This is a genomic window from Amycolatopsis vancoresmycina, assembly GCF_000716785.1.
Classification (GTDB): domain Bacteria; phylum Actinomycetota; class Actinomycetes; order Mycobacteriales; family Pseudonocardiaceae; genus Amycolatopsis; species Amycolatopsis vancoresmycina.
Window position 1 is genome coordinate 538,111 of sequence record NZ_JNYY01000005.1, and the last position, 23,814, is coordinate 561,924.

Here is a 23,814-nt window from a genome sequence, read left to right on the forward strand (position 1 = left end):
ACCCGGCGGGCGGGAGGTCAAGTGCGGACCAGGGCCTGTGGCTTGCCCAGCACGGTCTTCCCGTCGAACTTCACCACCAGGTCGATCCGCGCGATGCCGTCGTCCTTGACGTCCGCGACCTTCCCGGTCACCTCCACCACGGCACCCTCGGGCGTGTTCGGCACCACGACCGGCCGGGTGAACCGGGCGCTGAAGTCGACGAGCCGGCCCGGGTCGCCGAGCCAGTCCGTCACCACGCGGCCCGCCACCGCCATCGTCAGCATCCCGTGCGCGATCACGTCCGGGAGGCCGACCTCCTTGGCGAACGCCTCGTTCCAGTGGATCGGGTTGAAGTCCAGCGCCGCCCCGGCGTAGCGGACCAGCTGCTCGCGGGTGATCCGGACCTCGAGGGCGGGCAGCTCGTCACCAGTGTTCACGCGGTCTCCCCTCGGACCACCAGCTGCGCGCGGGTGGTGCAGACCTTCTGGCCCGCGGCGTCGGTGATGTCGGCGCGCAGGTTGATGAAGTCGTTGCCGGCGCGGGCCATGATCCCGTCGATGTGGGTCGTCACCTCGAGCACGTCGCCGGCGAACACCGGGCGCGTGTGGGTGAAGCCCTGGTCGCCGTGGACCATCCGCGAGTAGTCGAGCCCCAGTTCGGGGTCGGCGACGATCGCGTTGATCGAGGCGAGGTTGATGATCGTGAGGAACGTCGGCGGGGCGATCACGTCCGGGTGGCCCGCCGCGCGGGCCGCCTCCGGGTCGTGGTAGACCGGGTTGGGGTCGCCGATCGCGTCGGCGAACTCCCGGATCTTCTCCCGGCTCACTTCGTAACTGGTCTCCGGCGGATAGCTCCGCCCGGTGAACGACTGGTCCAAGGGCACCCGGAGAGGCTACCAACAGCGAAGGGCCGCCCCGGGAGATCCGGGGCGGCCCTTCGAAGCTGGTGAGAACGCGCTACTCAGCGGGTCTCTTTGTGAGTCCGGTGCGTACCGCAGTTCGGGCAGAACTTCTTCATCTCCAGGCGATCCGGGTTGTTGCGCCGGTTCTTCTTGGTGATGTAGTTGCGGTGCTTGCACTCTTCGCACGCCAGCGTGATCTTGGGTCGCACGTCGGTGGCAGCCACAGCGTTTCCTTCTCTCTCAGGTCCGGGGGCCAGCCCCGTCGTTACCGCGTAGCGGTGGCCGGACTTGAACCGGCGACACAGCGATTATGAGCCGCTTGCTCTGCCAACTGAGCTACACCGCCCTTACATGACCCAAGCCGCGACACGCAGGCGTGACGCGGCTGAGGTCGAGAGCCCCTTTACGGAATCGAACCGTAGACCTTCTCCTTACCATGGAGACGCTCTGCCGACTGAGCTAAAGGGGCCTGGCCTCTCGCGAGGACTTGGAAAGATTAGCAAGGGGCTTCACCCGGCCGTGCAACCGGGGTCCCCAAACCACGAAACCTCAGGTCAGGAGGGTCAACACCGTCTCCGAGTGCCGCCCCGGCGAGCGCGCCGTCCGGGCCTGCAGCCACGCCTCCAGGCGGTCCTCCGGCAGCGGCCGCGAGATCAGGTAGCCCTGGGCGACGTCACACCCCATCGCCTCGAGCTGATCACGCGCCACGTCCTCCTCGACGCCCTCGGCCACCACCGTCAGCCCGAGCGAGTGGCCCAGCTCGACGATCGACCGCACGACCGCCAGGTCGCCGAGGTCCGTGCCCATCCCGAGGACGAAGCTCTTGTCGATCTTGACCTGGTCGACCGGCAGCTGCCGCAGGTAGGCCAGCGACGAGTACCCGGTCCCGAAGTCGTCCACGGCGAGCGTGATGCCGAGCGAGTGCAGCTCGCGCAGGATCGGCAGCGCCTTCTGCGGGTCGGACATCACGCCGGACTCGGTCAGCTCGAACGTCAGCAGCTCCGGCGGGATGCCGTGGTGCTCCAGCTCGCGGGCGACCTTGTTCGGGAAGTCCTCGTCGGCCAGGTTGCGCACCGACAGGTTGACCGCCACCGAGATCCGCAGGCCCTCGTCGAGCCACTTCCGGCAGCGCTTGAGCGCCTCGCCGAGCACGAATCCCGTCAGGACGCCGATCAGGCCGGCCGCCTCGATGGCCGGGACGAACTCGTCCGGGCCGAGCCTGCCGAACTCCGGGTGCACCCAGCGCACCAGCGCCTCGACGCCCTGCACCTGCCGGTTCGGCAGCGTGATCTTCGGCTGGTAGTGCACGCTGACCTGGCCGTCCTCGAGGGACTGCCGGAACTGCGTCACCATCTGGAACCGGCGCAGGAAGATCTGGCCCATGCTCGGCACGTAGCCGCGCACCTCTTCGCCGCCCTTCGTGGCCCGCACCGCCACATCAGCACGCTGCAAGAGGCCTTCGATGTCGACGACGTCGCCGGGTTCTTCCGCGGACGTCGTCGCGTAGCCGATCATCGCGTTCGCCTCGACCGACAGCCGGTCGACCGGATACGGCGCCGACAGCTCTTCGCGCAGCCGCTCGGCCGCGCGGTGGGCGTCCTCCGGCGGGCAGCCGACGAGCAGCGCCGCGAAGGACGCGCCTTCCAGCCGGGCCAGCGGGACGTCCGGGCCGAGCGCGTCGCGGATGCGGCGGCCGGCCGCGACGACCATCCGGTCGGCCCAGGCGTAGCCGAGCGCGTCGCTGACCGTCGAGAAGACGTCGAGGTCGATCCGCAGCACCACGGCGTTGGCGAAGTCCCGCAGCGGCTCCTTCGCCACCTGCCGGAAGCCCGGCCGGTTGAGGTGCCCGGTGAGCGGGTCGTGGTAGGCGTCGTGGCGCAGCGTCGCCAGCAGGCGCCGGTTGTCCAGCGACGTCGCGAGGTGGCTGGCCATCGTGCCGAGCAGCTGGACGTCGTACTTGCCGAAGCCGCGCCAGCGGGACAGCCGGTCGTGCGCCTCGACCACGCCGAGCAGCCGGTTCGCGCTGCGCAGCGGCACGACGAGCGCCTCCTGCGCGCCGCGGTCGAGCAGCGCCGCGCGGACGTCGGGGTTGGCCTCGGTGATCCGGAAGTGCCGGACGTGCGCGCCGGGCAGGCGCAGCAGCGGGTCGTCGGCGGCCGGGTCGGCGGGCGGCAGGTCGTCGCCGGCGACCACGACCCGCATGGTGTCCTTCGGCTCCAGCCGGAGTCTCAGCACGACCCGGCCGGCGGCGAGCTGGTCCTTGATCCGCTCGGCGATCGTCGCCCATTCGCGGACGTCGACGCCGCCGACGAGCTCGTCCGCGCGGCTGGCCGGGCGGGCCGCGGCCTGCTGGCCGGAGCGGGCCACCATCAGGCTGACGTCGGAGAGCGCCTCCATGTCCCGCTGCTCGCGCAGCAGGTCGGAGTACGCCCAGTACAGCGCGGTGAGGCCGAGGAAGACGGCGAGCACCAGCGGCCACGCCTTGGGCGTGCTGGAGATGACGAGGTAGCCGGAGAGGCCGACAGACGCGTTGACGAAGCCGACGACCAGGATCCGCGCGGTGAGCCGGACCGCGGTGCTGACCCGCATCCGGCGGCGCAGCACGCGGACCGCGGCCAGTGCGAGCAGCGTGCTCACGAGCGGCGCGGTCAGGGTGCCGGCCAGCGCGGCGACCCACGGGATCTTGTCGCCGGTCCCGACGGCGTGCTTGACCAGCCCGGCGACCGCGAAGGCGCCGGTGATCTCGAGCAGGAACGCGCCCGCGTTGTAGAGGACGCGGCCGGCGACCTTCCTGGCCAGCAGCGTGCCGATCCCGGCGATCAGGTGCGCGGCCAGCACGACCTCGAACGGCGCAATGAAGAAGCCGATGACGAGCGGGATCTCGGTGAAGGAGATGGTCCAGGAGATGCCGCTGCGGACGTCGACGTTGATGCCGAGCTGTTCGGCGAGCAGGAAGGCGACCGCGAGCACCGGCCCGATCCACAGCAGCCGGTCGTTCCACTCGAACGGCAGCCACGAGCCGACGGCGAACGCGGCGACGAGCCCGAGGCTCAGGACGGCGAAGGTGTACACGCGGAAGCGGCGCTCGTCGGTGCGGGCTTCGGCGGAGACGGGTGGTGTCCCGGAAGCGGCTCCCGGCCCGGGCTGCGCCTGCGCGACGGCGTCGCCGTGGGCGTTGGTGTCCGGCATCCGACCTTCCCTCCCGGCTTGTCCACCGGTGCTGATCCGTGACTTCGGGTGTGGACAAGGGCCATACCGTACCCCGTAGGGCGTACCCGTGTCCCTTTCGAGACAGTAAGAGATCACCCCAGGGTTAACAATGCCTCGAACGCGCTGACCTGCGTGGACCAAGGGGTGAAACGGCAGGTGTCGTAACTCCGGGAGTTCCCCTGCACACGGCGGCGCGGGTAGCGCTTCAATGGGCCCATGCACAGCGACGTGATTGCCACCGAACACGCGGCGCGGCTCGCGGCGGTGGACTCCCTGCTCCCCGGTTCGACTCCCTTCGAGGCGGCGGAAAACGCCGTGGTCCTGGAGGTGGCGACGGGCGACTCCGCCGCGTCCGGGCTGGCGTCCCGCGTCCAGGTCGACCGCGACGCCCCCAACGCCCCGTGGCGCGCGCTGACCGAGCACCGCCTCGACCTCCAGCTGGCCGGCCCGCAGCCGGCGGCCGTCCTCGACGCCCTCCTCACCCGTTGGGATGAACATCTGCGCGCGGTCGCCGAGCCGGGTGACACGGAGACGGCGGCGATCGTGCCGCGCGCGAGCCGGGACGCCGCCGGCGCGCGCGAGATGCTGCACCACGGGTTCGCGCCGCTGCGGGTGGTCGCGGTCCGGCCGGCCCAGCGGCTCGTCCCGGCGACCCCGCTCGGGACGCCGGGCGTCAAGATCCGCCGCGCCGAGCCCGATGACCTCGAAACCGCCGTGGCGCTCGGCATGGAACTGCACTCCTACGACGCCCAGTACGGCACGGTGAACTGGCGCACCGGCGTCGAGGACATCCTGGCCAAGGACCTCGCCGAGCAGCTGAAGCGGCCGGAGCCGCCGCTGTGGATCGCCGAGCTGTACGGCCGCCCGCTCGGCATGGTGAGCGTCCAGCACCCGGGCGAGACGGGCTGGATCAGCGGCCGCGTCGCCGCTTCGCGCGTCGGCTACCTGTCGTCGCTGGCCGTGGCGGAGGCGGCGCGGTCCTCCGGCGTCGGCACCGCGCTGGCCACCCACGCCCACCACGTCCTCGACGAGGAGGGCGCGGACGTCGTCCTGCTGCACCACGCGGCGGCGAACCCGCTGTCGACGCCGTTCTGGTACGCCCAGGGCTACCGCCCCCTGTGGACGTACTGGCAGCGTCGACCGGCTGTTCGGTGAACTACTGGAGGATTACCGGCGCTGCCCAGGGCTTATAGGCTGGCCCCGCCGCCAGTGAGGGGAGCCGAGAAGTGACCGACCAGCGGGATTCCGCGCCGAGAGCGCCCGAGGGTGTCGACACCGAGAAGCCGTCCGCGGCCCGGATCTACGACTGGTACCTGGGCGGTACCCAGAACTGGGCCGTGGACCGCGAGTTCGGCAGGCGCATGGAGCAGCAGTGGCCGCTGGTGCGCCCGGGGTCCAAGCAGAACCGCGAGTTCATGAACCGCGCGGTGCGCGCGGCGCTGCGGGCCGGGATCCGGCAGTTCATCGACCTCGGCTCGGGCGTGCCGACGGCCGGCAACGTGCACGAGGTCGTCGAGGCCGAGCTGCCCGAGGACCACGACGCGAAGGTCGTATACGTCGACTACGAGCCGGTCGCCGTCGCCCACGCGACGCTCATCCTCGAAGAGGGCATGGCGACCGACTGGGCCGGCATCGTGCAGGCCGACATGCGGGACGCGAAGTCCGTGCTGCGCGCCGAGGAGACCCGGCGGCTCATCGACTTCTCCCAGCCGGTCTGCCTGATCATGGCGGCGGTGCTGCACTTCGTCGGCCCTGACGACGACCCGGACGGCCTGCTGGCGGCGTACCGGGACGCGCTCGCGCCGGGCAGCTGGCTGGCGATTTCGCAGATGAGCGAGGGCGACGGCAGCGGCCAGTACCTGGAGGGGCTGCGCTGGTTCGTCGAGCAGTACCGCAAGACGAGCAACCCGGTCTGGTTGCGCAACCGCGAAGAAATCGAGCCGTTGTTCGGCGACTGGCGGCTCCTGGAGCCGGGCATCGTGCACCTGCCGGACTGGCGGCCGGACCGGAAGATCAACGCACTGGAGGCGGAGGCGCGGCCGTTCGCCTGGTGCGCCGTCGCCGCGAAACCAGGGCTCTGACCTGCGGTTTCCCTGATCGCTGTGGGCGAACGCACCATCGGAAACAAACACACCCATCGGAGAGTTGAGCTAGGCAGACTCAACTAACCGAGGAGTGCACATGTCCGACACCCGCCTCCTGCCCGTGCTCCCGCTCGATGACGACGTCGTGCTGCCGGGCATGGTCGTCCCGCTCGACCTGAGCGACACCGAGACGCGGGCCGCGGTGGAGTCCGCCCAGGCCAAGACGCCGAGCCAGGCGTCCTTCCCCGGCATCCGCTCTTCCGCGGCCACCAAGAAGGCCGAGGTCCTCATCGTCCCCCGCGCCCACGGCGAATACGCCGGCTTCGGCACCGTCGCCACGGTCGAGCGCATCGGCCGCGTGCCCGGCGGGAAGGCCGCCGTCCTGCTGCGCGGCACCGGCCGCGCGCTCGTCGGCCGGATCGCCGACGGCCCCGGCGCCGCCCGCTGGGTGCACGCCGAGGACGCCACCGAGACCACGGACGACCGCACCGCGCAGCTCGCGGCCGAGTACAAGGCCGTCGTCATCTCGATCCTGCAGCAGCGCGGCGGCTGGCAGCTGATCGACGCCGTCCAGCAGGTCGAGGACGCCTCCGCGGTCGCCGACCTGTCCGGCAACGCGCCGTACCTGTCCACCGAGCAGAAGCTCGAGCTGCTGTCCACTTTGGACGTCAGTGCCCGCCTGGAGAAGGCCCTCGAGTGGAGCAAGGAGCACCTGGCCGAGCTCGAGGTGACCGACACGATCCGCAAGGACGTCGCCGAGGGCATGGAGAAGCAGCAGAAGGAGTTCCTGCTGCGCCGCCAGCTCGAAGCGATCCGCAAGGAGCTCGGCGAGCTCGACGGCACCGCCGACGAGACGGACTACCGCGCCCGCGTCGAGGCGGCCGAGCTGCCCGACGCCGTCAAGAAGGCCGCACTGGCCGAAGTGGACAAGCTGGACCGCACGTCCGAGCAGTCGCCGGAGGGCGGCTGGATCCGCACCTGGCTGGACACCGTCCTGGAGCTGCCCTGGAACGAGCGCACCGAGGACGTCTACGACATCGCGGCCGCGCGGGCGGTGCTCGACGCCGACCACGCGGGCCTGGACGACGTCAAGGAACGCATCATCGAGTACTTGGCCGTCCGGAAGCGCCGTGCGGAATCGGGTCTCGGCCCGGTCGGCGGCCGTCGTTCCGGTGCCGTGCTCGCCCTCGCGGGCCCTCCCGGGGTCGGCAAGACGTCGCTGGGAGAGTCCGTCGCCAAGGCCATGGGCCGCAAGTTCGTCCGCGTGGCGCTGGGCGGCATCCGTGACGAGGCGGAGATCCGTGGTCACCGCCGCACCTACGTCGGCGCGCTGCCGGGCCGGGTCGTCCGCGCCATCAAGGAAGCCGGCTCGATGAACCCGGTCGTGCTGCTCGACGAGATCGACAAGGTCGGCGCCGACTACCGCGGCGACCCGACCGCGGCGCTGCTCGAAGTGCTGGACCCGGAGCAGAACCACACGTTCCGCGACCACTACCTCGAGGTCGAGCTCGACCTGTCCGACGTCGTGTTCCTGGCCACGGCCAACGCGCTGGAGACCATCCCCGGCCCGCTGCTGGACCGCATGGAGCTCGTCACGCTGGACGGCTACACCGAGCACGAGAAGGTCACCATCGCCCGCGACCACCTGCTCCCCCGCGAGCTGGAGCGCGCCGGCCTGGGCACTTCGGACGTGGTTTTGACCGACGCGGCGTTCAGCCGGATCGCCGCCGAGTACACCCGCGAGGCGGGCGTGCGCGACGCGAACCGGACGATCGCCAAGGTCCTGCGGAAGGTCGCGACCAAGGTGGCGCTGGACGAGGTTTCGCTGCCGCTGTCGATCGACGCCGGAGACCTGGAGACCTACCTGGGCCGTCCGCGGCACCTGCCGGAGTCGTCGCTGCCCGCGTCGACCCAGCGGACCGCGACCCCGGGCGTGGCGACCGGCCTGGCGGTGACCGGCGCCGGCGGTGACGTCCTCTACATCGAGGCGTCGCTGGCCGACGAGGAGTCCGGCGCGTCCGGGCTGCAGCTGACCGGCCAGCTCGGCGACGTGATGAAGGAGTCGGTGCAGATCGCGCTGTCCTACCTGCGGTCGCACGGCGCGGAGCTGGAGCTGCCGGTGGGCGACCTGCGCAAGCGCGGCATCCACGTCCACGTGCCGGCGGGCGCGGTCCCGAAGGACGGGCCGTCGGCGGGCATCACGATGACGACGGCGCTGGCGTCCCTGCTGTCGGGCCGCGTGGTCCGCGCCGACGTCGCGATGACCGGCGAGGTGTCACTGACCGGGCGCGTCCTCCCGATCGGCGGCGTGAAGCAGAAGCTGCTGGCGGCGCACCGGGCGGGGATGAAGACGGTGATCATCCCGCAGCGCAACGAGCCGGACCTCGACGACGTCCCGGCCGAGGTGCTGGCCCAGCTGGACGTGCACGCGGTGGCCAACGTCCGCGAGGTCCTCGACCTCGCTCTGACCCCGGCTTCGACGCCGGTTTCCCAGGCTGCGTAACCCCGGACGCAGCCACCCCAGGACGGCCGGTTTCCCTCTCCCGCAAGGGAAACCGGCCGTTCCCCCTTATCCGTGGAGCTTCCGGGCGGAGACCAGGTAGCCGGTGCCCAGCCAGCGCTTGGCGCCGCGCGCGATCGTCGTCTCCGGGTGCGCCCGCCACGAGCGGTCGCGGCGGCGGGCCAGCCGGTCGAACGGCGGCACCGACGCGGTGACGTCGTAGGCGATGACCTCCTCCGGTTGCAGGCCGGCGCGCCACAGGAGTTCCCGCAGGCGCCGCGGGGTGAGCGCGACGATCCCGGTGCGCCGGGCCCCGTGCCGTCTCGAGGGCGGGACGCCGACGAGCCGTTCCAGGGCGCCGAGGGTGCGGCGGGCGGGCCAGAAGACGCCCCATTCGAAGAGCCGGTAGGGGCTTCTCGGGTTGAGCATCGTCGTGACGACGAGCCCGCCGGGCCGCGTGACACGGGCGATCTCGTGCAGCGCCAGGACGGCGTCGGTGTATTCGAGGACGCCCATCGCGAGGACGACGTCGAACTGCCGGTCGCCGAACGGCATCTCCTGGATGTCACCGACGGAGACCTTCACGTTGGCGCCGGCCCGCGCCGCGACGGCTTCGATCATGGCGGGCGACTGGTCGCACGCGGTGATGCGGAAGTCGCCGGGCCGGGTGTCGAGCAGGTGGCGCACCATCATCCCGGGCCCGCAGCCGACGTCGAGCAGGTCGCCGCCGGGGCAGCCGGCCAGCACCTGGTCGATGGCGTAGCGCCGCGAATGGTGGTAACGCGCGGTGGGTCCCCATCCGGCGTGGTCGTTCGCGTACCCGGCGACGAGTTCGGGTTCGGCGTACTGCACCCGGACCAGCTCCTCACGGGCCGGTCGCAACGTCACGGGAATGGACATGTGCTCCTCCAACGGCTCGGTGAAATTTCCCCGGAAGCCTGTGCCCCAGACTGGGGTCGAGTCGCTCAAGAAATGCGTTACCCCCGGCAAGGTGAATTTCAGGAGTCACATCGAAAGGCGCAGTGGACATTCCCCCGAATCGTCCAGCCGAGTCCCCCAAGGCGCGGATTCACCAGGACAGCACACCGATCACCGGACGATATCTCCCAAATAACACATAGCCGACGAACAGGGAAGACACCAGGTTCACATATCCGAATGCAGCACTTCCGGGCAGTCGAAAATGGACACGGTCACGGTCCGAAACCAATCTTGGAATTGACCGCACCAGAACGGGTAAACCGACTGGGCCGTTCGGGCGGCGGGTGACCACACCCGGGGGTCCAGGGGGCGGAGCCCCCTGGCGGGGGTTTGGGGGTTCGACCCCCAAAAGACACAACGGAAGAGAGCCCCGTCTGCGCATTCCGCAGACAGGGCTCTCCTACGAACGAACGTGGCGGGTGAGGGATTCGAACCCCCGTAGGCGTAAGCCAACTGGTTTACAGCCAGTCCCCTTTGGCCACTCGGGTAACCCGCCCAGGCCGGTCTCACCGGCCGTGGAGAAGCTTACCCAACGGAGTAGAGCGGGGGTCAACCGGGTTACCCGTCGGGTGGCAGGGGCTAGGCTGGGTGGCCTCTGACGAGCGAGTACGAGGTGTGAGGACACGTGGCGGATCCCTCTTTCGATGTCGTGAGCAAGGTCGACCGCCAGGAGGTGGACAACGCGCTCAACCAGGCGAGCAAGGAGCTGGGCACCCGGTTCGACTTCCGCGGCACCGGCACGACGATCAACTGGGCCGGTGAGGAGGCGCTCACGATCGAGTCCGAGACCGAGGAGCGCGCCCTGGCCGCGGTCGAGGTGTTCAAGGAGAAGCTGATCAAGCGGAACATCTCGCTGAAGGCGTTCGAGGCGGGTGAGCCGGCGCTGTCGGGCAAGATCTACAAGATCGGCGGGAAGATCCTGCAGGGGATCGCGTCGGACAAGGCGAAGCAGATCGCCAAGTTCATCCGGGACGAGGGCCCGAAGGGGGTCCAGGCGCAGATCCAGGGCGATCAGCTGCGGGTGTCCGGGAAGAAGAAGGACCAGCTGCAGGACGTCATCGCGCTGCTGAAGGGCAAGGACTTCGAGATCGCCCTGCAGTTCACGAACTACCGGTGATCGATGGGCGGGCATCTTCGGGTGCCCGCTCTCCCTTCTCAACCGGGCGTCAACGTCCAGGTTGCTTCGTAGCCCTCCACCATCACGTACGCCGGGCCCGTCACGTCGCGCTCCACCTGGACGTCGCCGATCTGGTTGAGGATCAGGTCGCGGTCGTCCGGTGACATCCACCAGATCGCGATGTTGCCCTTCGTTCTGGCCGTGAACTGGATGCGCGTCACCCCCGCCGGGAGCTTCAGGACCGCGTCGCCCTTGCCCGAGGACGGTTTGCCGGTTTCCGCGGTCGCGATGCTCCGGTAGTCCGCGATCGTGGCCGTCCAGGCCGCGTCCGCGTGGACCGTCACCCTCTTCGTCGGGCGGTCCGGGTCCGTGTTCATCCACGTCGTGCCCTGGTACGCGCCGATGGCGTTGACCAGGCCGTGCTCGCCGCCGTCTGTGTCGATGATCACGTTGTCGCGGCACTTCGGGCAGTCGAACGTGAAGAAACCCAGCTGGTCCGGGGGCCAGCTCGTCTGGAACTCGCCGCTGCCCTTGCCCGTGTGCGTCTCCGTCGGCACGTCCCGTGGGGCCGGGGGTGCCGTTGTCGTCGGTGTCGGAATCGCGTGCGTCGGGTCCGCGACGATCGTTCCGTAGCCCGTCGTCGTTGGCGTGCACGCCGAGGTCAGCGCCAAGAGCAGCAGGCAGCCCAGCCGGATTTTCATTCTTCCCCCTCGTGGGCCGCGAGCAGGCCCCAGTGATCTTTCGACACCCGTGGCCGCCGCGTTACGTCACCCGGACGCGCCCGGAAGGGGCCCCGTCCGCCCGGTGCGTGCGTGTTGTAATCGCGCAGTCACCGAGGAGGGTCGAGATGCGCCGCCTGCTCTCTGTCGTGCTTTCGCTCACGGCGGTCGCCTCCCTGCTCACCCCCGCCCGTGCGGCCGAGCGGCAGCTGCTCGTCCCCGGCTTCGGTGCCTACCCGCGCCTGATCCGGCTCGAACACTCCGGCCGCATCATCGCCACGCTGACCAGCGAAGACGCCGGCGGCAAGTTCGCGCCGGTGCTCGAAAGCACCGACGAAGGCGAATCCTTTCACCGGATCGGGGAGATCCGGGACCCCGACGGGCGGTCCGGGATGTGCTGCGGGACCGTCTTCGAGCTGCCCGAACGCGTGGGCGAGCTGCGGGCCGGCACGCTGCTGTGGGCCGCGTCCTACCGGCAGGACGCCGGTCCGCAGCGCCGCGTCGGGATCCGCGTCTGGGCCAGCGAGGACGGCGGGCACTCCTGGACCTTCCTGTCCGAAGCCGCCCGCTCGCACAACATCGACGGCATCTGGGAACCCGAGTTCACCGTCGACGCCGGCGGCACCCTCTGGCTTCACTTCGCCGACGAGACGCAGGCGCCGAAGTACGCGCAGGTCCTCAACCGGGTCGCCTCCACCGACGGGGTGACCTGGGGCACCAAGCAGCTCACCGTGGCGATCCCGCCGGACCGCGTCCGGCCCGGCATGCCGATCGTCCGGCGGCTGCCCGACGGGCGCTACTACTTCGCCTACGAGATCTGCAACTACCGCGACCGCTACTGCGACCCGTACTTCCGGATCTCCGCCGACGGCGCCAACTGGGGCGACCCCGCCGACCCGGGCACCCGCGTCGAGACGGCCTCCGGCAACTACTTCCAGCATGCGCAAACCATCACGCTCTTCCCCGGCGGCCCGAACGGTGTGCGGATCGTCATGGTCGGGCAGATCTACACCGACGCGCGGGGCCGGCCGCAGCCGCAGAACGGGCAGGTGCTGCTGGCCAACGACGATTTCGGCAGCGGTGACTGGTACGAACTGCCCGCTCCGGTGCACATCACCGGCATCTACAACAACTTCTGCCCCAACTACTCCTCGACGCTGCTGCCCGTCGACGACGGCCGGAACGTGCTCGAAATCGCCACGGAGGACAATTCCGGGTGCAAGGCCTACTTCGGTAAGGGATCCGGCTTCTAGCGGCGGCCCGTAGGGTGGGGCCCGAGTTCGCCGAGGAGAGGGAGGCCGTCCATGAAGGGCATCGTGCTGGCCGGAGGCAGCGGGACACGCCTGCACCCGATCACCCAGGCGGTGTCGAAGCAGCTGCTGCCGGTCTACGACAAGCCGATGGTCTACTACCCGGTCTCGGTGCTGATGCTGGCCGGGATCCGCGAGATCCTCGTCATCTCCACCCCCACCGACCTGCCGATGTTCCGCCGGCTGCTGGGCAACGGCAGCCAGTTCGGCGTCTCGTTCTCCTACGCCGAGCAGGCCAGCCCCAACGGCCTGGCCGAGGCGTTCGTGATCGGCGCGGACTTCATCGGCGACGACGACGTGGCGCTCGTCCTCGGCGACAACATCTTCTACGGCCAGGGCTTCTCCGGCCGCCTGCAGCAGGCCGTGCGCGAGCTCGACGGCTGCGTCCTGTTCGGCTACCCGGTCAAGGACCCCGAGCGCTACGGCGTCGGCGAGGTCGACGAGTCGGGCAAGCTGCTCACCATCGAGGAGAAGCCCGCGAAACCGCGCTCCAACAAGGCGATCACCGGGCTGTACTTCTACGACAACGAGGTCGTCGACATCTCCCGCGCGCTGAAGCCGTCGGCGCGCGGCGAGCTGGAGATCACCGACGTCAACCTCACCTACCTGCGCCAGGACCGGGCGACGCTGGTCGAGCTCAGCCGCGGGTTCGCGTGGCTCGACACCGGCACGCACGACTCGCTGCTCGAAGCCGGCCAGTTCGTGCAGGTGCTGGAGCACCGCACCGGCGTGCGCATCGCGTGCCTCGAGGAAATCGCGCTGCGCATGGGGTTCATCAGCGCCGACGAGTGCTACGCGCTGGGCGAGAAGCTGGCGAAGTCCGGCTACGGCGACTACGTCAAGGCAGTCGCCGTAGCGGCGGGAGCTTCGGCCTAGCGTTACGGGTAGACCCGCAGCGCCGAGGTCTTGTCGTTCATGCTGCCGAGCCCGTAGCACGTGTAGCAGGTGATGCTGGCGCCACCGGGGCCGGGCAGGTCGTAGAGGATGCCGTGGCTGCAGGTCCCGACCGCCTCCCAGGACGACAGGACGTTGTTCTGGACGATGCTGCTCCACGTCCAGACCCGGCCGCCCGAGCAGCCGGGGCTCGCCACGTCGAACCACCAGCAGGTGCCTTCGAAGTTGCTGTCCCGGCACCCGTAGCCGACGTGCACGTTCGCGGCCACCGAATCGGGGGCCGCCTGGGCGGTGCGGCAGGTGGTGCGCGCCGCCGTGACGACGTTCGTGTTCCCCTGCTGGACGTAGGCGGTGGCTTCGATCGTGCAGGCCTGGCTCCGGAGGGTCGCCGCGGAAGCGGGCGCCACCAGCCCTGCCGCCAGCAGCAGACCGGCGGCCAGGCTGAGCAGCACGGCGATCGGCCGATGTTTCACCATGGACTTCTCCCCATCGTCGAGGTGTCGTAACCGGACAGCTCGATCCTCACCACGCACCCGGTCGGCACCAGACATTTCGACCAGGTTCGTAGTCCGTCACCAGTGCCGGACCGGGGCCGGCAGGCCGTTCAGCAGCGCGAGGCCCATGGGCGTGAGGTGGTGTACGACCGAAGCGCCTTCGCGGTGGCTGGCGATCAGCCCCGCGTCACGCAGGATCCGCGTGTGGTAACTGATGGTCTGCGCCGAAATCCGCAGCCGCCCGGCGATGGCCCCGGTGGCGAGCGCGTCGGTCCCGGCGAGGCCGAGGATGCGCGCCCGGGTGTCCCCCAGCAGCTCGCCGAGCGTGCCGGCACCCGCCGCGCACGGGCCACCGGAGACCCACCGAGGGTCGTGCGGGACCGGCAGGACCAGCACCGGCGGCAGCTCGCGGTCGACGAGCGTGACGGGCGTGCGGACGCAGAAGAAGGACGGGATGAGCAGCAGCCCCCGGCCGTCGAGGTGCAGGTCGGCGTCGTGCGGGTAGCGGGCCAGCAGCACCGGCGGCCGCCAGTCGCAGCCGGGTCCGAGTGAGCGCAGCAACGCCTCGCTGCCGCCGGTGGCCATGGTCCGGGCGTACCCGGCGCGGACCTCCGCCAGCCGCTGGTCGATCCGCGGCCGGAACGGGGCGATCGCGGCGTCGTAATAGCTGCGCAACGCCCGGCAAACGTGCGCGACCGCGTCCTTGTCGCCGGTGGAAAGCAGCTGCACACTCGACGGCAGCACCCGCGTCCTCGCCAATTCTGTCAATTGAGCGGAAAACTGCGTCCGTGGCGTGCACCGCACCGCGTCGATCCCGGCGGCGATATCCCCCGTACGGGTCATCGGCGTGAGGAAGTCCGGGAAGTAGCGGGCGCAGGGATTGACCGCGTTGAGAAAGCCGGTGAGGTCCGGCGAAACCGTCGAAGCCGAGTGCTGCCGCCAGCGGCCGAACACCAGGTCCGACTGCCGGTTCTGCAGCACGTGCAGGCTCAGCACCACTTCCCACAACCAGTCCGTGGCCCCCGCGAGCCGCAGCCGGCCCAGGTCTTCGGACGTGAAATGGATGCGCAGCAACCCTTCGACGTTCATCGGCTCTCCCCCTGAGCGATCCCACCGTCGGTGGGGGAATCGCCGCCGAGCGCCGAATTGCTACGCGGCCGGGGTCAGAACTGACGGCGCGCCATCTCTTCGAGGCGCGCGATGCGGTCGGCGATCGGCGGGTGGGTCGAGAACAGCTTGCTCAGGCCCTCGCCGGGGCGGAACGGGTTCGCGATCATCAGGTGCGACTGCGACACCAGCTGCGGCTCGGCGACCAGCGGACGCGCCCGCGTGCCGGCCTCCAGCTTCCGCAACGCCGACGCCAGGCCCAGCGGGTCGCCGGTCAGCTCGGCGCCGGACGCGTCGGCCTGGTACTCCCGCGACCGGCTCACGCCCATCCGGATGACCGCCGCCGCGATCGGGCCGACGAAGATCAGCAGCAGGCTGAGCAGCGGGTTCCCGTCGCGGTTGTTGCCGCCGAAGAACAGGCCGATGTTCGCGAGCACGCTGATCACGCTGGCCAGCGCGCCCGCGACGCACGAGATCAGGATGTCGCGGTTGTAGACGTGGGACAGCTCGTGGCCGAGGACGGCCCGCAGCTCGCGCTCGTCCAGCAGCTCGAGGATGCCGGTGGTGCAGCACACGGCGGCGTGGCGCGGGCTGCGGCCGGTGGCGAACGCGTTGGGCGCGACCGTCGGGCTGAGGTAGAGCTGCGGCATCGGCTGGCGGGCGACCTGCGCGAGCTCGCGGACGATCCGGTACATCACGGGCTGCTCGACCTCGGACACCGGCCGCGCCCGCATCGCGCGCAGCGCCAGCTTGTCCGAATTGAAGTACGCGAACGCGTTCATCCCGAGCGCGATGACCAGGCCGATGACCAGGGCACCGCGGCCGAAGAGCCCGCTGATCGCGATGATGATCGCCGACAGCAGGCCGAGCAGCATCGCCGTCTTGAGTCCGTTCTGGTGCCCGTGCACGCGCGCTCGCCTCCGTCCGCCTTCGCAGTGGTTTACCCAGTGGAAACAACGCGATCGGGCGACGCGAAGTTCCTTCACGCGGGGATGGCGCGGGTTACCCTCGGAAGAGCAGTTGATCAGGAGCGGAGGCGCCGATGCCAGGTCGCCGGCTACCCCGGAGGACGCTGTTCGCGCTGGTCACCGCGGGTGCCGGGGTCCTGGTGCGGCCCGGGACGGCGCACGCGTCGGACGTCCGGTCCATCGACGTCGGCGGAGCGCCGGCCGCCGTCGCGGTGAACCCGGTCACCGGGCTCGGGTACGTCACCGATCCCCAGGCCGGGACGCTCGCCGTGCTCGATCCGCGCAGCGCATCGGTCGTCGACGTCGTCCACGTCGGCGGCGAGCCCGGCGACGTCGCCGTCGACGCGACCGCCGGCCGGATCTACGTCGCGAACCCGCCCGGGGGCACCGTGGTGGTGCTGGACGGGCGCACCCACGACCTGGTGAGCGTGGTCGGCGCGGGTGCCGGCGCGTCGGCGCTGGCCGTCGACGAGGAGGCCGACCGCGTCTACGCCGTCAGCGGCGGCACCGGAACGCTCGCCGTCCTCGACGGCGTCAGCTGCACCCTGACGGCGCTCGTGCCGGGCCCGAAGCCGAGCCTCGCCGGGATCGGCGTCGACCCCGGCCGCAAGCTCGCCTACTGCGCGAGCACCAGCACCGACTCGGTCGAGGTGTTCTCGATCGACTCCGGCAAGTTCGTGGCGTCGGCCAAGGTCGGGCGCAACCCGACCGCCGTCGCGGTGCACCACGAGAGCGGCACGGTCTACGTCGCGAACTCCGGCATCCACCACATGTCCATTGTGGACTCGGTGACGCACGCCGAGCGCAAGACCGTGTTGCTGCGCAGTGAATCCTCCGCCCTCGCCGTGCACCAGGGCACGAACACGGTGTACACCAACGGCGGCCAGAACGGGCTCACCCGCGTCGACGGCGCCGCGGGCGCGCTGAGCGGCGAGCTGTCGCTGGGCGTCAACCCCGGCGACGTCGCCGTCGACCAGCGCACGCGCGCGGTGTGGGTCACCGACCCCCTGCACGGCCGGGTCTTCGTGGTCCGCGACTTCTGACCCCGCAGCTGGGGCGACTCCAGGTATACGGTCGGGAAGCATGGAACTCGGACTGCAGATCCCCGACTTCACCTGGCCGAACGGCGCCTCCGCGCTGGGCGCCGACCTGGCCGCCGTCGTCCGCGCGGGCGACCAGGCCGGCTTCGACTCCATCGCCGTGATGGACCACTTCTTCCAGATCGGCGGCGTCGGGCCGGTCGAGAACGACATGCTCGAGGCGTACACCACCCTCGGCTTCATCGCGGCGCACACCGAGCGCGCCAAGCTGCTCACCGTCGTCACCGGCGTCCTCTACCGGCACCCCGGCCTGCTGGCCAAGGCGATCACGACGCTCGACGTGCTCTCCGGCGGCCGGGCCATCCTCGGCATCGGCGCGGGCTGGAACGAAGAGGAGTCCCGCGGGCTCGGCTTCCCCTTCCCCTCCGTGAGCGAGCGGTTCGAGCTGCTGGAGGAGAACCTCCAGTACGTGCTGCAGATGTGGGCCGACGGCGACGCGCCGTTCAAGAGCAAGCACTTCGACGCTTCCCGGCTGCTGAACGTGCCGCAGGCGCTGTCGAAGCCGCGGCCGCCGATCATGATCGGGGGCGGCGGCGAGAAGAAGACGCTGCGGCTGGTCGCCAAGTACGCCGACCAGTGCAACCTGTTCAACGGCCCGGAGCTGGAACGCAAGCTGGACGTGCTGCGGCAGCACTGCGAGAACGAGGGCCGCGACTACGACTCGATCACCAAGACCGTCTACCACATCCTCGACATCGGCGAGCGCGGCGAGAAAGCCGGCGAGCTCGTGACCGAGCTGGAGCGGCTGAACGGCCTGGGCATCCACGTGGCGCTGGGCATGGTGCCGCACGTCCACAACCCGGCGATCCTGGAGAAGTTCGCCACCGACGTGATCCCGGCGGCCGAGAAGATCGCCTGACCGCCCGTTCGCCGGAGCCCTTCCTGCCGCCTGGTGGGGAGGGCTCCGGTGCGGTCAGCCGTCCTTCGCGACCACCCGGGTCAGCGCCGCTACGCCGATTCCCACGACGGCCACCGCGATGCCCGCAACCAACCAGCCCACCAGCGCGAGCACCACGCCGGTCACCGCGAAGAGCGCGAACTCCAGCAGGAAGCGGGCCGGTTCCGGGAGCCGGCGGCGGGCCCGCGGCGCGATGAACAGGCCCCAGAGCGCGGCGGCGGCCACCGGCAGCAGGACGGCGTCGACGACCGCCAGCGCCACGCCGCTGCCGAGCTGGGTGCCCGCCAGGGCCAATCCGCCCAGGAGCGCCAGCTCGGTGAGGAAGCGGACGGTCAGCACCACGCCCGCGACCCCGCTCAGGCGGGGAGTCGGCTCCGAAGTCATCCCGCCAGCCTAGGGCCGCGTCCACAGTGGACGTTACGGGTACGACCGGGCACAGATGGTGATCCCTACCACACTTAGGCCATTCAGGTTGCGGTTCCGAATCGGTCCACCAGCGGCTCCCGCGTCGCTGTAACGACCTTCCGGCGCCGGTCGACGTGTCAGGTGCATATCGCGACCGCGAGCCAAGGAGCCTGGTAGATGACCACATGTCGACTCTGCGGTTCGACAAACACGGCCGGCGTCGTCGACCTCGGCGCGACTCCCCCATGTGAGCGATTTCTGACGGCCGAGCAGCTCGACGAGCCGGAAGCCACCTTCCCGCTCCACCTGAGGGTGTGCACCGACTGCTGGCTGGCCCAGATCCCGCCGCTGATCGACCCCGACGACACCTTCACCGAGTACGCGTACTTCTCGTCCTTCTCGACGTCGTGGGTCGAGCACGCGAAGCGCTTCGTCGACGGCGCGGTCGAGCGGCTCGGGCTCGGCGAGAAGTCGTTCGTCGTCGAGGTGGCCAGCAACGACGGGTACCTGCTCAAGCACGTCGTCGGGCACGGTATCCGGTGTCTGGGCGTGGAACCTTCGGTGAACGTCGGGCAGGCCGCGCGCGACGCCGGCGTGCCCACCCTGACGGCCTTCCTCTCCGAGGAAACCGGCCTGAAGGTGCGCGAAGAGCACGGGCCGGCCGACCTCGTCGCCGCCAACAACGTCTACGCGCACATCCCCGACGTCCTCGGCTTCACCAAGGGCCTGCGCGCCTTGGTCGCGGACGACGGCTGGGTCTCCATCGAGGTCCAGCACCTGCTCACGCTGATCGAGAAGAACCAGTACGACACGATCTACCACGAGCACTTCCAGTACTACACCGTCGAATCCGCGCGCCGGGCCCTCGCGACCGGCGGCCTGACCGTGGTCGACGTCGAACTCGTGCCGACGCACGGCGGTTCGATCCGGCTCTGGGCGCGTCCGGCCGAGGTGGCGGGCGAGCCCAGCGAGCGGATGACCGACGTGCTGGAGCGCGAAAAGTCCGCCGGGCTGCACGAGCTGTCCGGGTACACCGAGTTCGCCGAGCGCGTCACCCGCGTGCGGCTGGACCTGCTGAAGTTCCTCATCGAGGCGCGCAACGACGGGAAGACCGTCGTCGGCTACGGCGCCCCGGGCAAGGGCAACACCCTGCTGAACCACTGCGGCATCCGGACGGACCTGCTGCAGTACACGGTCGACCGCAATCCGTACAAGCACGGCCGGTTCACCCCGGGGACGCGCATCCCCGTGCTGCCACCGGAACGGATCGAAGCCGACCGGCCCGACTACGTGCTCGTCCTCCCGTGGAACCTCCGGGAGGAACTGACCGGACAGCTCTCCTACATCGGGGCGTGGGGCGGCAAGCTCGTGTTCCCGATCCCCCACCTGGAAATCGTCGAGGTGCAGTGAAGTGAAGGTCGTTCTGTTCTGCGGTGGCTACGGGATGCGGATGCGCAACGGCGCGGCCGACGACGTCCCGAAGCCGATGGCGATGGTCGGTCCGAGACCGCTCATCTGGCACGTGATGCGCTACTACGCGCACTTCGGCCACACCGAATTCATCCTGTGCCTCGGCTACGGCGCGGCGCACATCAAGAACTTCTTCCTGAACTACCAGGAAACCATTTCCAACGACTTCATCCTGCGCAACGGGCAGGCGGAACTGCTGTCGACCGACATCGCCGACTGGACGATCACCTTCGTGCAGACCGGCATCGAGTCGCCGATCGGCGAGCGCCTGCGCCGCGTCCGCGACTACCTCGACGGCGACGAGATGTTCCTCGCGAACTACGCCGACGTGCTGTCCGACGTCCCGCTGCCGGACATGATCGAGCGCTTCCGCAACACCGACGCGGGCGCGTCGATGATGGTCGTGCCGCCGCAGTCGTCGTTCCACTGCGTCGAAATGGACGAGGGCGGCATGGTCGGCTCGATCACCGCGGTCAGCGAAATGCCGCTGTGGGAGAACGGCGGGTACTTCGTGCTGCGGCAGGAAGTGTTCGACCACATCCCGGAGAACGGCGACCTGGTCGCCGACGGCTGCGGCGAGCTGGCCAAGCGCGGGCGGCTGCTGGCCTACCCGTACCGCGGCTTCTGGAAGCCGACGGACACGGTCAAGGAGCGCGCGGCTCTCGACAACGCGTACACGCACGGCGAGAAGCCTTGGGCGCTCTGGGAGCGGCCCGTCGCGAGCACCGCGTGATCGGCCTGCGGCCGGGACGGCTCGGCGGCGTCGTCGCGCTCGGTGCCCACTGCGACGACATCGCGATCGGCGCCGGCGGCACGCTGCTGACGCTCTGTTCCGGGCGCCCCGGCCTGCGGGTCGACGCGCTGGTCCTGTCCGGCGGCGGCACGCCCCGCGAGGACGAGGAGCGGGCGGCGCTGGCGGCGTTCTGCCCGGGCGCGCAGGTCGACGTCACGGTGCTCAAGCTTCCGGACGGGCGCTTCCCGGCGCACTGGGAAGAGGCCAAGAACGCGCTGGAGGAGCTGCGGCGGCGGACCGACCCGGACGTCATCCTGGCGCCCCGGACCGACGACGCCCACCAGGACCACCGCGGCCTGGCCAAGCTGGTGCCGACGGCCTTCCGCGACCACCTCGCGCTGGGCTACGAGATCGTCAAGTGGGACGGCGACCTCGGCAGCCCGTCGGTGTACCAGCCGCTCGACGACGACGTCGCGGAAGAGAAGGTCCGGCTGCTGCAGGAGCACTACGCCTCGCAGCGGCACCGGCCCTGGTACGACCGCGAGGCGTTCCTCGGGCTGGCCCGGATCCGCGGGATCGAAGCCGCCGCGAAGTACGCCGAAGCGTTTTTCGTCAAAAAACTCACTCTAGATCTGAAGGGCTGATCCGATGCGGGTGTTGCTGACGGGGCACAAGGGCTACCTGGGGACGGTGATGGCCCCGGTGCTCGCCGCCGCCGGCCACGAAGTCGTCGGCCTCGACTCCGGGCTGTTCGAGGACTGCCTGCTCGGGCCCGCCCCCGCCGACCCGGCCGGGCACGTCGTCGACCTGCGGGACGTGGACGCTTCCCACGTTCAGGGCTTCGACGCGGTCATCCACCTGGCCGCGCTGTCGAACGACCCGCTGGGCTCGCTCGCACCGGAGCTGACCTACGACATCAACCACCACGCGTCGGTGAAGCTCGCGAAGCTGGCGAAGGACGCCGGCGTGCAGCGGTACATCTACGCGTCGACCTGCTCGGTGTACGGCGCGGGCGGCGACAACCTGGTCGACGAGGACGCCCCGCTGCGGCCGGTGACGCCGTACGCGGAGTCGAAGGTGCGCGTCGAGGCCGACGTCCACGAGCTGGCCGACGACGACTTCACGCCGGTGTACATGCGCAACGCGACGGCGTTCGGCTACTCGCCGCGGCTGCGCGGCGACATCGTGCTGAACAACCTGACCGCGCACGCCCACCTGTCCGGCGAGGTGCTGGTCCTGTCCGACGGCACGCCGTGGCGGCCGCTGGTGCACGCCCAGGACATCGCGCGCGCGTTCACGGCGGCCCTGACGGCGCCCAAGGAGGCCGTGCACAACAAGGCGTTCAACATCGGCACCGAGGACAACAACGTCACCGTCGCCGAGATCGCCCAGGAGGTCGTCGAGGCCGTGCCGGGCTCGACGCTGAACATCACCGGCGAGGCGGGCGCCGACCCGCGCTCCTACCGCGTCGACTTCTCGCGCTTCCGTGAAGCCATCCCGGGCTTCGCCTGCGAGTGGTCGGTCAAGGACGGCGCCGTGGAGCTCATCGAGGCCTACCGCAAGTTCGGGCTCACCCGCGAGTCGTTCCAGCAGCTGTTCACCCGGCTCGCCTGGCTGAAGAGCGAGGGCGAAGCCGGCCGCGTCGACGACACCCTCCGGCGGCGGTAGTGGCGGCCCCGCAGCTGCGGACCGGGGCGGAACTGCACGCCCTGGTCGAGCGGCTGTACCCGATCTGCCGCAGCATCACCGGCGACGGCGTGCGGCAGACCCTGGACATCATCGGCGAGCACATCCCGCTGGAGCGGCACGAAGTCCCGACCGGCACGGCGGTGCTCGACTGGACGATCCCGCAGGAGTGGAACATCCGGGACGCGTACGTCGCTACGCCGTCCGGTGAGCGCGTGATCGACTTCCAGGAGCTGAACCTGCACGTCGTCGGGTACAGCGTCCCGGTGCGGCAGCGGATGTCACTGAGCGAGCTGCGGGAGCACCTGCACACGCTGCCGGACCAGCCGTCCTGGGTGCCCTACCGGACCAGCTACTACGCCCCGGCCTGGGGATTCTGCCTCGCGCAGGAGAAGCTCGACACCCTCCCGGACGGCGACTACGACGTCGTCATCGACTCGACGCTGGCCGACGGCTCGCTGACCTACGGCGAGCACGTCGTCCCCGGGCGCGTCACCGACGAGGTCATCGTGTCCTGCCACGTGTGCCACCCGTCGCTGGCGAACGACAACCTGGCCGGCATCGCGGTGGCGATTTCGCTGGCCCAGCAGCTCGTCGACCCGTATTACACCTACCGCTTCCTGTTCATGCCGGGGACGATCGGCTCGATCACCTGGCTGGCCCGCAACGCGTCCCGGATCGAGAAGGTGCGGCACGGGCTGGTGCTGGCGTGCGCGGGCGACCCGGGACCGTTGACGTACAAGAAATCCCGCCGCGACGACGCCGAGATCGACCGGGTCATGCAGCACGTGCTCCGGTCGCGCGAACACCGCGTCGTCGACTTCTCGCCGTACGGCTACGACGAGCGCCAGTTCTGCTCGCCGGGCTTCAACCTGGGCGTCGGCTCGCTGACGCGCACGCCGTACGCGGGCTACCCCGAGTACCACACCTCGGCCGACAACCCGGGTTTCGTCTCGCCCGCGGCCATGGAGGACACGCTCGGCGCTCTCCGGGACGCGTTCGGCGTCCTGGACCGCAACCGCCGGTACGTCAACCTCAGCCCGTACGGCGAGCCGCAGCTCGGCAAGCGCGGGCTGTACGACTCCCTCGGCGGCCGCAGCGACGCCAAGCAGGCCCAGATGGCGATGCTGTGGGTGCTCAACCTCTCCGACGGTTCGCACTCGCTCCTGGACATCGCCGAGCGCGCCGGCCTGCCGTTCGACATCGTCGACGTCGCGGCGCGTGCGCTCCACGACGCCGGCTTGGTCAAGGAGTGAAC

General features: G+C 70.2%; 23 protein-coding genes and 3 tRNA genes. 13 read left to right on the plus strand and 13 right to left on the minus strand.

Translation table 11 applies throughout. The features are described from left to right. Nucleotides 1-17: 17 nt before the first annotated feature. From OO60_RS14355 to OO60_RS14380, 6 genes are all read right to left on the minus strand, one after another. A complete protein-coding gene (locus OO60_RS14355; RefSeq protein WP_003079283.1) occupies nucleotides 18-416 on the minus strand; it encodes a MaoC family dehydratase in 399 nt (132 codons plus the stop codon). After that, nucleotides 413-862: a MaoC family dehydratase N-terminal domain-containing protein gene (locus tag OO60_RS14360; protein ID WP_033261459.1), complete on the minus strand. Its 450-nt coding sequence runs from the start codon at nucleotides 860-862 to the stop codon at nucleotides 413-415. Before OO60_RS14360 ends, OO60_RS14355 begins: the two co-directional genes overlap by 4 nt. A 77-nt stretch (nucleotides 863-939) precedes the next feature. Then, the gene (rpmG, locus tag OO60_RS14365; protein WP_005152047.1) at nucleotides 940-1,104 is read right to left on the minus strand and encodes a 50S ribosomal protein L33; all 165 of its coding nucleotides are present in this window, start codon (nucleotides 1,102-1,104) and stop codon (nucleotides 940-942) included. Nucleotides 1,105-1,153: 49 nt separating this feature from the next. Beyond that, nucleotides 1,154-1,226 (minus strand) — tRNA-Met (locus OO60_RS14370). A gap of 50 nt (nucleotides 1,227-1,276) precedes the next feature. Further along, a tRNA-Thr gene (locus OO60_RS14375) sits at nucleotides 1,277-1,349 on the minus strand. Nucleotides 1,350-1,429: 80 nt separating this feature from the next. After that, nucleotides 1,430-4,069: a putative bifunctional diguanylate cyclase/phosphodiesterase gene (locus OO60_RS14380; protein ID WP_003079294.1), complete on the minus strand. Its 2,640-nt coding sequence runs from the start codon at nucleotides 4,067-4,069 to the stop codon at nucleotides 1,430-1,432. Nucleotides 4,070-4,306: 237 nt separating this feature from the next. On the opposite strand from OO60_RS14380, the gene OO60_RS14385 reads away from it, so the two are divergent. The 3 genes from OO60_RS14385 to lon all read left to right on the plus strand — a co-directional run bounded on the left by OO60_RS14385 (nucleotide 4,307) and on the right by lon (nucleotide 8,677). Continuing rightward, nucleotides 4,307-5,245 (plus strand): GNAT family N-acetyltransferase, encoded by a 939-nt coding sequence (locus tag OO60_RS14385; protein WP_003079298.1) that lies wholly within the window; start codon nucleotides 4,307-4,309, stop codon nucleotides 5,243-5,245. A 71-nt stretch (nucleotides 5,246-5,316) separates the two neighbouring features. Beyond that, on the plus strand, nucleotides 5,317-6,171 hold the full coding sequence (locus OO60_RS14390) for an SAM-dependent methyltransferase (protein ID WP_003079300.1): 855 nt from the start codon (nucleotides 5,317-5,319) through the stop codon (nucleotides 6,169-6,171). Between the two features lie 100 nt (nucleotides 6,172-6,271). Continuing rightward, complete coding sequence (lon, locus tag OO60_RS14395) at nucleotides 6,272-8,677, plus strand: endopeptidase La (protein WP_003079303.1); 2,406 nt, start codon at nucleotides 6,272-6,274, stop codon at nucleotides 8,675-8,677. Between the two features lie 66 nt (nucleotides 8,678-8,743). On the opposite strand, the gene OO60_RS14400 is transcribed toward lon, so the two are convergent. Both OO60_RS14400 and OO60_RS14405 read right to left on the minus strand, forming a co-directional pair. Then, nucleotides 8,744-9,574, minus strand: coding sequence for a class I SAM-dependent methyltransferase (locus OO60_RS14400; protein WP_033261460.1), 831 nt, complete (start codon nucleotides 9,572-9,574; stop codon nucleotides 8,744-8,746). Between the two features lie 494 nt (nucleotides 9,575-10,068). Next, nucleotides 10,069-10,151: transfer RNA gene (locus OO60_RS14405), tRNA-Tyr, on the minus strand. 129 nt (nucleotides 10,152-10,280) lie between these two features. Here OO60_RS14405 and OO60_RS14410 point away from each other — a divergent pair. Further along, nucleotides 10,281-10,772, plus strand: coding sequence for a YajQ family cyclic di-GMP-binding protein (locus tag OO60_RS14410; protein WP_003079311.1), 492 nt, complete (start codon nucleotides 10,281-10,283; stop codon nucleotides 10,770-10,772). Between the two features lie 38 nt (nucleotides 10,773-10,810). On the opposite strand, the gene OO60_RS14415 is transcribed toward OO60_RS14410, so the two are convergent. Beyond that, nucleotides 10,811-11,473, minus strand: a complete 663-nt coding sequence (locus OO60_RS14415) for a hypothetical protein (protein ID WP_003079313.1) — start codon at nucleotides 11,471-11,473, stop codon at nucleotides 10,811-10,813. A gap of 146 nt (nucleotides 11,474-11,619) precedes the next feature. On the opposite strand from OO60_RS14415, the gene OO60_RS14420 reads away from it, so the two are divergent. Then, nucleotides 11,620-12,744 carry a sialidase family protein gene (locus OO60_RS14420; RefSeq protein WP_003079315.1) on the plus strand — a complete coding sequence of 375 codons (1,125 nt, stop codon included), beginning with the start codon at nucleotides 11,620-11,622 and terminating at the stop codon, nucleotides 12,742-12,744. A gap of 51 nt (nucleotides 12,745-12,795) precedes the next feature. Next, nucleotides 12,796-13,677 (plus strand): glucose-1-phosphate thymidylyltransferase RfbA, encoded by an 882-nt coding sequence (gene rfbA / locus OO60_RS14425; RefSeq protein WP_003079318.1) that lies wholly within the window; start codon nucleotides 12,796-12,798, stop codon nucleotides 13,675-13,677. Between the two features lie 2 nt (nucleotides 13,678-13,679). On the opposite strand, the gene OO60_RS14430 is transcribed toward rfbA, so the two are convergent. The 3 genes from OO60_RS14430 to htpX all read right to left on the minus strand — a co-directional run bounded on the left by OO60_RS14430 (nucleotide 13,680) and on the right by htpX (nucleotide 16,204). Next, nucleotides 13,680-14,171, minus strand: coding sequence for a hypothetical protein (locus tag OO60_RS14430; RefSeq protein WP_003079321.1), 492 nt, complete (start codon nucleotides 14,169-14,171; stop codon nucleotides 13,680-13,682). Between the two features lie 96 nt (nucleotides 14,172-14,267). Then, nucleotides 14,268-15,278, minus strand: a complete 1,011-nt coding sequence (locus OO60_RS14435; protein WP_003079324.1) for an ArsR/SmtB family transcription factor — start codon at nucleotides 15,276-15,278, stop codon at nucleotides 14,268-14,270. Between the two features lie 74 nt (nucleotides 15,279-15,352). After that, nucleotides 15,353-16,204, minus strand: a complete 852-nt coding sequence (htpX, locus tag OO60_RS14440) for a zinc metalloprotease HtpX (protein WP_003079326.1) — start codon at nucleotides 16,202-16,204, stop codon at nucleotides 15,353-15,355. A 134-nt stretch (nucleotides 16,205-16,338) separates the two neighbouring features. Here htpX and OO60_RS14445 point away from each other — a divergent pair, with 134 nt between their 5' ends. Further along, nucleotides 16,339-17,307, plus strand: a complete 969-nt coding sequence (locus OO60_RS14445) for a hypothetical protein (protein ID WP_003079328.1) — start codon at nucleotides 16,339-16,341, stop codon at nucleotides 17,305-17,307. 40 nt (nucleotides 17,308-17,347) lie between these two features. Then, entirely contained in the window at nucleotides 17,348-18,223 is an 876-nt protein-coding gene (locus OO60_RS14450) for an LLM class F420-dependent oxidoreductase (RefSeq protein ID WP_003079331.1), read from the plus strand. 54 nt (nucleotides 18,224-18,277) lie between these two features. Here the strand turns inward: OO60_RS14450 and OO60_RS14455 are convergent, their stop codons facing one another. Next, on the minus strand, nucleotides 18,278-18,646 hold the full coding sequence (locus OO60_RS14455; protein ID WP_003079334.1) for a YrdB family protein: 369 nt from the start codon (nucleotides 18,644-18,646) through the stop codon (nucleotides 18,278-18,280). A gap of 198 nt (nucleotides 18,647-18,844) precedes the next feature. Between OO60_RS14455 and OO60_RS14460 the strand changes: the two genes are divergently transcribed. Genes OO60_RS14460 through OO60_RS14480 form a run of 5 tightly spaced genes read left to right on the plus strand, consistent with a single transcriptional unit; the run spans nucleotide 18,845 to nucleotide 23,812 of the window. Further along, a complete protein-coding gene (locus OO60_RS14460) occupies nucleotides 18,845-20,077 on the plus strand; it encodes a class I SAM-dependent methyltransferase (RefSeq protein ID WP_033261461.1) in 1,233 nt (410 codons plus the stop codon). Between the two features lies 1 nt (nucleotide 20,078). Then, nucleotides 20,079-20,870 carry a sugar phosphate nucleotidyltransferase gene (locus OO60_RS14465; protein ID WP_003079338.1) on the plus strand — a complete coding sequence of 264 codons (792 nt, stop codon included), beginning with the start codon at nucleotides 20,079-20,081 and terminating at the stop codon, nucleotides 20,868-20,870. Beyond that, on the plus strand, nucleotides 20,867-21,514 hold the full coding sequence (locus OO60_RS14470) for a PIG-L deacetylase family protein (RefSeq protein WP_003079341.1): 648 nt from the start codon (nucleotides 20,867-20,869) through the stop codon (nucleotides 21,512-21,514). Before OO60_RS14465 ends, OO60_RS14470 begins: the two co-directional genes overlap by 4 nt. Nucleotides 21,515-21,518: 4 nt before the next feature. Further along, nucleotides 21,519-22,538 carry an NAD-dependent epimerase/dehydratase family protein gene (locus OO60_RS14475; protein WP_003079345.1) on the plus strand — a complete coding sequence of 340 codons (1,020 nt, stop codon included), beginning with the start codon at nucleotides 21,519-21,521 and terminating at the stop codon, nucleotides 22,536-22,538. Continuing rightward, on the plus strand, nucleotides 22,538-23,812 hold the full coding sequence (locus OO60_RS14480; protein WP_003079348.1) for a DUF4910 domain-containing protein: 1,275 nt from the start codon (nucleotides 22,538-22,540) through the stop codon (nucleotides 23,810-23,812). Before OO60_RS14475 ends, OO60_RS14480 begins: the two co-directional genes overlap by 1 nt. The last annotated feature ends 2 nt before the right edge of the window (nucleotides 23,813-23,814 follow it).